Here is a 5,450-nt window from a genome sequence, read left to right on the forward strand (position 1 = left end):
CCCGGCGCTGGCAAAGCCGTAGTTGCTCCAGGTGCCCAAGCCGAGCTTGGCCCAACTGCCGGTGTAGTTCTGTGCGGTGGTATTGCCCGAATTCTGCGCCGTGAGGCTAAACGCCGTCGTAAAACCATCCTGGCCGAAATAGCTAAAGCCGCCGCAGGCCGGCGTGGCGGCGCCGGGCGCCAGGGCAAAATGGTCGGGGATGAAGCGGCCAAAGTAGCTGGTGGCCGAGGTGTTGCCGAATTTGCAGCCGTATTGACCGCCGACCAGGGCGTTGGAGAAATCATTGGTGCAGTCGCCGGCTGCCGAATCGACGGCGGTAAAGGTGTTGTCATAGACCCCCGTGCTGCCCAGCCTGAAGTAGCCGACTTCGGAGTAGCTGAAGGCGGCGCCGGTGGCGATGCCGGTCGCCGCGATGGCGCTGGAAAAACTGCCGGACAGCGTGCCGGCCTGCACGGCGCCGCTGTGCGCCGCGAGGGTGCTGGCGTCAATTGCCGGCGTACCGTTGTAGCCGACCACTGCGCTGTCGGCGGTGAGCGTGAAGCTGGCCCCGGTCTTGATGCGTGGCACCGCGCTGGTGCTAACGCCGGTGGCGTCGGCCGAGGCCGTCGAGGTGACGCTCAAGGCGCTTGGGCGCACGGCGAAATCGTCGCTCGAACAGGCGACGATGTTCGGCGTCTGGTTAGCATCGGTGACCCGGCAGCGCAGGTCGGCGTAGGCTTTGCTGACCGTCATGCTGGCCGCCTTGCGCCCGGCGTCGGCGGCGCTGAAGGTCAGGGTCTGCGACACCGCCGGATTGACCGCCGCGCGGCTGCCGCAGGCGGTGCCGCCGGAACCGTCGACCAGTTCGACCGTCACCGATTGGTCGGCGGCGGAGGCGTAGCTCGTTTCGACGCTGTTGTCGGCCTTGAGGGCGACGACATCGACGCTAAAGGGGGTGCCGGCGAGTTTGGTGTAAAGGTGGCCGCTGGCCGCCGTGGCGCCCGACTCGACACAGTTGAAAGCAGCCGGCGGAGTAATCACGCCGACGCCGACCGTGAAGTTGGGCCCGAACTCCGAGGTATTGCCACTGGCATCGGTCGCGGTGCCGGTGACTTTGTCGCCGATATTGACGGTGCTGGCAAACGTGAAGCTGCCGTTGAAGTTGCCGTTGGCGTCGGTAGTGACGGTGCCTAGATAGGTCTGGCCTTCGCCATGGCCGACGCTTTGCCCGTCGCCGGCGACGACGACACCATTATTGTTGCCGTCGTCATTGGCCAGGTAGACGTCGACCAGGACGTTGGCGAAGGTGCTCTGGTTGGCGGCGGAGCCGACGTAACCGGCCACTTGCAGGGTCGAGGCAATGACGCCGACAGTGGTGAAGATGGGGTAGTCGATGCCGTTGTTGGCGGTGGCGGCGTTGACCGCACCGTTATTGCCGCTTACGCCGTCAGTGCCCAGATCGATGCCCAGGGCGCCGTTGTGATGGATCGAATTGCCGCGGATACTCACCAGCGTACTGTCGTTCGCAATCTCGATGCCGCGACCGGCGTTCCGGGCGATGACGTTGCCGGCGCCAGTTGCTGTGCCGCCGATCACCATCGCTATGCCTCCATTGAGCGCAATCTCGATGCCCTTGCCATTGGCCAGCGCCGTCGTGCCGTCGGCTAAAACGCCGATGTAGTTGCCCTGCACAAGTTCGCCAGGGCCTCCCGCATAGGTTTCCAGGTGAAGGCCTGCAGTTGAGTTGCCGGAAATGATGTTGCGTTCTGCCGCAGTGGTTCCACCAATAATGCCGCCGTCACCAAAAGCCGCAACGCCGTACTTGTTTGGCACAGCAGCGGTCCCGGCAGCGTTGGTACCGATGTAGTTCCCCTGGATCAGCACTGCACCTCCCCGCGCGTAAATACCGTACCCTGTCGTATTGCCAGAGATGACATTGCGTTCGGCAGCAATGGTCCCACCAATTCTGGTGGGGCCCTCGCTGTCCACAGAGATGCCATAGAATCCGTTTGGCACCGCTGCGGTCCCTGCCGCATTGGTGCCAATATAGTTTCCTATGATAACGGGATCCGCAGCGGACCTGATTCTAATTCCAGTCGCTGATGTACCGGACACAACGTTGCCGGGCCCGATGACTGTCCTGCTCCCCGAATCGTAGATCCCATAGAGAGTTTTGTTTGTAAGTGCAGCTGTTCCAGCAGCGTTAATGCCGATATAGTTGAACGAGATCGTGTTGTTGGAACCACTCTTAACGTATATGCCGTATTGCGGAACGCCGATCACATTACGCGAGGCGCTAGTGGCGCCTCCGATCAGATTGTTGGATGACGCTATTTCGAGCCCATAGGTTGCATCAATCGAAGTTGTCCCATTCGAAGTCACGCCGATGAAACAACGCTGAACAGTATTGTTTCCATTGGTGCGCAGGGAAATCTGCGTAAAAAACCCGTTAATAACCAGCCCCTGGACGGTGCTGTTCCCGGCGGTGATATCGAGTCCGAACCCCGGAGCCGACGCGCCACTGATGACCACCTTCGGTGTCGTCAGTGTGTACCCGCTCTGCGTGGTCGCGTCGATGGTGACCGGGTAGGTGATGGCCGGCAGTGCTGTCGCAGGCGTGATCGTGCAGACGGGTGAGCCTGAGCCGACGCAGCCGGCGCCGACCACGGCGAAGTTGATGATGCTGGTGCCGCTGGCGGCATTCGAGTCGATGATTGCCTGGCGCAGGGAGCCGGCGCCGCTGTCGTTTGTGTTGATGACGGTTTGCGTCAGGTCGGCGTAGGCGCCCGGTGCGCCGCAAACGAGCGCCAGGAGGGCGAGCATTCGAAACCATCGGTTGCGCGTGGCCTTGGGCATGGGATCAACTCCGAAGTGAACGGGCTGTCATGACAAAGAGTAGCAGTTCAGGGTTCTGACGTCTAATCTAAACACTGTTCATGGCTATAAGCCGACATTCGGGTCGCGGACGGCCTTGGACGTTTGGTCGGTATCGGAAAACATCAGTTCGCGCCAGGCCTCGCGCATGTGCCATGAATGAGAACGCCGCCTCGTCGATGATCAGTTCGAAATGCTTGGCGACTTTGTACTGGTAGATGACCTTGCCCACGCGCTTGTGGGCGCGCAGTTTGGCCAGCGGTGCATTGCGGCAAGCCACCAGGCGTTCGCCAGGATAGTCTGGAGCGAAAAACTCGAACAGATTGCGCTCATCAAACAAGCCAAATTGCAGGTGCCCCTGCTCGATCAGCGTGCGAATCGAGACGCTCTTGAGCGCTGTGTATGCGGAACCGCACGTACGGTGGTGTGAGAGGGCGACGGGGTAACTGCGCCCCCTACTCGATTCAGTCTCAGCATTTCCTGCGCAACATACGCAACATCTTTAGGCGTGCGTAGAAGCTGGAACCCAGCGGTATAGCGTAGGAACGGACACGCCGAGGTTCTTGGCCACATCCTTGGGAGGAACGCCGCTGGCCAGCAGCTTCTTGGCCGATACGATCTTGCTATCGGTCATCTTGGGCTTGCGACCGCCTTTGCGGCCAAGCTGGCGGGCAACTTCCAACCCGGCACGGGTACGCTCGACGATCAGCTCGCGCTCCATCTCGGCGAGGCTGGCCATGACGTGGAAGAAGAACCGGCCAGAGGGCCTGCCGGTGTCGATGGCGATGGTCAGGCTCTTGAACTGGACGCCTTGCTTGTGAAGCTCGCCGACCAGATCGACCAGTTGTTTGATGCTACGGCCCAGCCGATCCAGTTTCCAGACGACCAGGGTGTCACCCTCGCGCAGCATTTCCTGCGCCTTGCCCAAGCCGGGGCGGTCGGCCCGCGTACCGCTCACCTTATCCTCAAAGACCTTCTGGCACCCGGCTTTGGTCAAGGCTTCCCGTTGCAACTCAAGGTTCTGATCCTGCGTCGAGACACGTGCATAGCCGATTAGCATGGCTTGTCTCGCACCCGGTCGATGCGATCCTGCATCGCCTGCATGACTTCTTCGTGCGTGTAAAACTTGGCGTTGGGGTCGTCAGCTTCACGAAGTGCTTCCTCGATCTCGCGCGTCATGCGCTCAAAATCTTCCGGCCACAACGTCTGCTCCATGGACAGTGATGCTTGGCCAAACAGGCGCATATCATTGGTGGCGACGATGTGGTCACGAATCCGTGACTGGAGAGCTTCGGATGCCCGATGCGCCGCAGGTGTGGCCGTCCCTTCGTAGTCGGGCGGGAGCATCGCTTCCTCGGCGATACGCGCCCAGGCGCTAGCCAGCGCCTCAATGCTGAGCGTGCTCATTTGCGGCGATCTGGCTCCCAGCCTTGGCTTGCTCGTGCTGCAAATCGTCAGGCAAGACCGACATGCCATTGCGAGTCGGCACGATCCCACGGTATGGCTCGTGTCCTTGCTGTCGAAGGCAAACTTCAACGGAATCGTCGTCGTGCAGTTCCCGATGATCGTCTCGGCTAGCGCTATCGGTTTTCCCGAAAATGCAGCCATCAACTCATTCATCAAGGCTGACTTGCCAGAACGCGGTTCATAGGTGACCGGGGCGATCACAGCAGAGGGGCCGAACATCGGCGTCTTGGCGCACGGCAGGCAGTTGCTTAAGCAACTCCGGTAGCCATTCCAGTGCCGTCTCCCATACCACATCGAGATTGATGTCGAAATAGCCGTGGGCCATGCGATTGCGCATGTTACGCATGCTGCGCCAAGGCACCTCGGGGTGCGCCTGGGTGAACTCGTCATAGCCGTCCATCACCTTCGTGGCGGCCTCGCCAATGATGACGAGGCTCATGATGACGGCCTGCTGGGTGCGCTTGTCGGTCAGGAAGTCGTCCTTGACCAGCCCCTCCACGAAGCTGCACGCATCGGTCGCGGCCTGCTGTATGTGCTCGATGTAATCAGGAAGACGGTTCTCATTCATACCGGCTGCGCCTCCGCAAGCACCTTGGCTCGAAACTTTCGCGGCAGGTCGCCGGGTGTCAGCAAATCAACGTCAACGCCGAGCAGCGATTTCAGTTCGTCTTCTAAATCGCCTAGGTCCAATAACGTGGCGCCAGGCAGCGCATCGACCAAGAGATCGAGGTCGCTGTCGTCCCGGTCGGTGCCATGCAGCACCGACCCGAAAACGCGCGGGTTCGCCGTGCGAAAACGGTTTACCGCTTCGCGCACTGCACTTCGCTTCATGTCGAGCACAACGGACGGTCGCATGGGCATCCTTTTTTATCGAAACTCATTGCAACGGTAAGGGGTCGAGAATAGCATTTCAAGAACTATTTTCAACAGGCTGCAAGCCTATTCGCTGTTCTCGTCTCGCTGCTGTGCCTGGCGCCTTGCCAGGCACAGGACGCATCGCCGGCAGAAGCGGCCGACGATGCCCTGGCCCGCAGCATCGTCGAAAAAGCCGATCTGGTGCGCTTTCCCGCTGATGGTTTTCAGGTTGATGTTGGCATCACCAGCACCCAGTCCGGCCAAACAACCGAGGC

General features: G+C 60.6%; 8 protein-coding genes. 1 reads left to right on the forward strand and 7 read right to left on the reverse strand.

Annotation, left to right across the window (positions count from 1 at the left end):
• The 4 genes from Q1J43_RS04035 to Q1J43_RS04050 form a co-directional block, all read right to left on the reverse strand.
• Window positions 1-2,835: DUF6701 domain-containing protein (locus tag Q1J43_RS04035; protein ID WP_301101069.1), on the reverse strand; the 2,835-nt coding region annotated here is incomplete at its 3' end.
• 67 nt (window positions 2,836-2,902) lie between these two features.
• Entirely contained in the window at window positions 2,903-3,193 is a 291-nt protein-coding gene (locus Q1J43_RS04040; protein ID WP_301101070.1) for a hypothetical protein, read from the reverse strand.
• A gap of 162 nt (window positions 3,194-3,355) precedes the next feature.
• Entirely contained in the window at window positions 3,356-3,913 is a 558-nt protein-coding gene (locus Q1J43_RS04045; protein ID WP_301101071.1) for a recombinase family protein, read from the reverse strand.
• Window positions 3,907-4,260 (reverse strand): hypothetical protein, encoded by a 354-nt coding sequence (locus Q1J43_RS04050; RefSeq protein ID WP_301101072.1) that lies wholly within the window; start codon window positions 4,258-4,260, stop codon window positions 3,907-3,909. The genes Q1J43_RS04045 and Q1J43_RS04050 overlap by 7 nt, the downstream gene beginning before the upstream one ends.
• Here Q1J43_RS04050 and Q1J43_RS04055 point away from each other — a divergent pair.
• On the forward strand, window positions 4,244-4,504 hold the full coding sequence (locus tag Q1J43_RS04055; protein ID WP_301101073.1) for a hypothetical protein: 261 nt from the start codon (window positions 4,244-4,246) through the stop codon (window positions 4,502-4,504). The genes Q1J43_RS04050 and Q1J43_RS04055 overlap by 17 nt on opposite strands.
• Here Q1J43_RS04055 and Q1J43_RS04060 read toward each other — a convergent pair.
• The 3 genes from Q1J43_RS04060 to Q1J43_RS04070 form a co-directional block, all read right to left on the reverse strand.
• A complete protein-coding gene (locus Q1J43_RS04060; protein ID WP_301101075.1) occupies window positions 4,499-4,888 on the reverse strand; it encodes a DUF86 domain-containing protein in 390 nt (129 codons plus the stop codon). The genes Q1J43_RS04055 and Q1J43_RS04060 overlap by 6 nt on opposite strands.
• On the reverse strand, window positions 4,885-5,175 hold the full coding sequence (locus Q1J43_RS04065; RefSeq protein WP_301101077.1) for a nucleotidyltransferase domain-containing protein: 291 nt from the start codon (window positions 5,173-5,175) through the stop codon (window positions 4,885-4,887). The genes Q1J43_RS04060 and Q1J43_RS04065 overlap by 4 nt, the downstream gene beginning before the upstream one ends.
• Window positions 5,176-5,259: 84 nt before the next feature.
• On the reverse strand, window positions 5,260-5,450 hold a 191-nt coding region (locus tag Q1J43_RS04070; RefSeq protein WP_301101078.1), incomplete at its 5' end, for a hypothetical protein.

Source organism: Propionivibrio sp., assembly GCF_029255185.1.
Taxonomy (GTDB): domain Bacteria; phylum Pseudomonadota; class Gammaproteobacteria; order Burkholderiales; family Rhodocyclaceae; genus Propionivibrio.

Coding starts and splice junctions, on each gene's coding strand:
- Q1J43_RS04045 (WP_301101071.1), bottom strand. CDS start 3,913: ATGCTAATCGGCTATGCACGTGTCTCGACGCAGGATCAGAACCTTGAG.
- Q1J43_RS04055 (WP_301101073.1), top strand. CDS start 4,244: ATGCTGAGCGTGCTCATTTGCGGCGATCTGGCTCCCAGCCTTGGCTTG.
- Q1J43_RS04050 (WP_301101072.1), bottom strand. CDS start 4,260: ATGAGCACGCTCAGCATTGAGGCGCTGGCTAGCGCCTGGGCGCGTATC.
- Q1J43_RS04060 (WP_301101075.1), bottom strand. CDS start 4,888: ATGAATGAGAACCGTCTTCCTGATTACATCGAGCACATACAGCAGGCC.
- Q1J43_RS04065 (WP_301101077.1), bottom strand. CDS start 5,175: ATGCGACCGTCCGTTGTGCTCGACATGAAGCGAAGTGCAGTGCGCGAA.